General features: G+C 72.7%; 1 protein-coding gene. It reads right to left on the bottom strand.

Annotation, left to right across the window (positions count from 1 at the left end):
* The coding region (locus ACZ34W_RS38725; RefSeq protein WP_465611207.1) for a heavy metal translocating P-type ATPase at positions 1-1,251 on the bottom strand (1,251 nt) is incomplete at both ends.

Below are 1,251 nucleotides of genomic sequence, written 5' to 3'. Positions count from 1 at the left end.
GGTGAGGTCGCCGCTGACGAGGGTGAGGTCGGCGGCCTGGATGGCGGCGTCGGTGCCGGTGCCGAGGGCGAGGCCGAGGTCGGCGGTGGCGAGGGCGGCGGCGTCGTTGACGCCGTCGCCGATCATGGCGACGGTGTGGCCCTGGTGTTGGAGGGCGCGGATGGTGTCGGCCTTGTCCTGGGGGAGGACTTCGGCGATGACGTCGGTGGGGTCGATGCCGATCTCGGCGGCGACGGTGTGGGCGGCGGTGGTGTTGTCGCCGGTGAGGAGGATGGGGCGTAGGCCGAGGGCGCGTAGTCGGGTGATGGCGTGGGCGCTGGTGGGTTTGACGGCGTCGGCGATTTCGAGGACGGCGCGGGGGGTGTTGTCCCAGGTGATGGTGACGGTGGTGCGTCCGGCGGTCTCGGCGGCGGTTCGGGCGGCGGCGAGGGCGGGGGGCAGGGGGTGGTGGTCGGGGTGGGTGTGGCGGCCGGCGGTGACGTGGTGGCCTTCGACGGTGCCGTGGACGCCGAGGCCGGGGAGGTTGTGGAAGTCGTGGACGGGGGGGAGGGTGCCGAGGCGTTGGGTGGCGGCGGTGGTGATGGCGGTGGCGATGGGGTGTTCGGAGGCGTGTTCGAGGGCGCCGGCCAGGCGTAGGACGTCGGTTTCGGTGGTGTCGTGGGTGGTGTGGACGGCGAGGAGGGTCATGCGGCCGGTGGTGACGGTGCCGGTCTTGTCGAGGACGACGGTGTCGACGCGGCGGGTGGTTTCGAGGACTTCGGGGCCTTTGATGAGGATGCCGAGTTGGGCGCCGCGTCCGGTGCCGACCATGAGGGCGGTGGGGGTGGCGAGGCCGAGGGCGCAGGGGCAGGCGATGATCAGGACGGCGACGGCGGCGGTGAAGGCCTGGGTGGGGTTGTCGGTGGTGAGGAGCCAGGTGGTGAGGGTGGTGAGGGCGAGCAGGATGACGGTGGGGACGAAGACGGCGGAGATGCGGTCGGCGAGGCGTTGGGCGGCGGCTTTGCCGTTCTGGGCGTCTTCGACGAGGGTGGCGATGCGGGCGAGTTGGGTGTCGGCGCCGACGTGGGTGGCTTCGACGACGAGGCGGCCGCCGGCGTTGAGGGTGGCGCCGGTGACGGTGTCGCCGACGGTGACCTCGACCGGGACGGACTCGCCGGTGAGCATCGAGGCGTCCACCGCGGAGGAGCCCTCGACGACGGTGCCGTCCGTCGCGATCTTCTCCCCCGGACGCACCACGAACCGCATCCCGGG

This window comes from Kitasatospora sp. NPDC022856 (assembly GCF_055561235.1).
This window is presented reverse-complemented; position numbering and strand designations above follow the sequence as displayed.